The 606-nt window shown below is 64.2% G+C and carries 1 protein-coding gene; it reads left to right on the forward strand.

What is annotated here, in order from left to right:
• Positions 1-452 (forward strand): substrate-binding domain-containing protein (locus AHiyo1_RS10005; protein WP_172465566.1); only part of this gene is annotated, 452 nt, incomplete at its 5' end.
• Between the last annotated feature and the right edge of the window lie 154 nt (positions 453-606).

The raw sequence follows: 606 nt of genomic DNA on the forward strand, positions 1-606 counted from the left end.
TGCCTGCCGCCGTCGGACGCCATGCGGGCTATCTCCGGGCACTCAAGGAGGCCGGCCTCGACGCCGACCCCCTGCTCCACAAGATCGGCGACGGGCATGAATCCGGCGGATTCGAGAATGCCCTGGCGCTCATGACCGGTCCTCAGCCACCCACTGCCATCTTCTGCGCCAACGACCGCACCGCCTGGGGCAGCTACCAGGCGCTGGCCCAACTCGGATTATCGATCCCGCGCGATGTGTCGCTGGTGGGTTTCGACAACCAGGAAACGCTTGCCCCGCACTTGCGGCCCGGACTGACCACGCTGGAACTGCCTTTCCTTGAGATGGGCCGGCGCGCCATCGAACTGCTGCTGGCCGGCGCGGAACGTGATGGCAGTACCGAATACTTTGAATGTCCCCTGGTCGAACGCCATTCCGTGGCGGCGCCTCCGAAAACCACCATTAGCCCCTGAAATTCACGAGCAGCCAGTGAAACTCCCCAACCAAGGAACAGGAAACGCATGAACCACTCGCACCTTGCGTCCGAGCCGCTCGACGTCGTCGTGGTCGGCGAAGCGCTCATCGACATCGTCAACTCGCCTGGAGGCCAGACCGAATACCCGGGCG

It is taken from the genome of Arthrobacter sp. Hiyo1 (assembly GCF_001263615.2).
GTDB lineage: Bacteria > Actinomycetota > Actinomycetes > Actinomycetales > Micrococcaceae > Arthrobacter.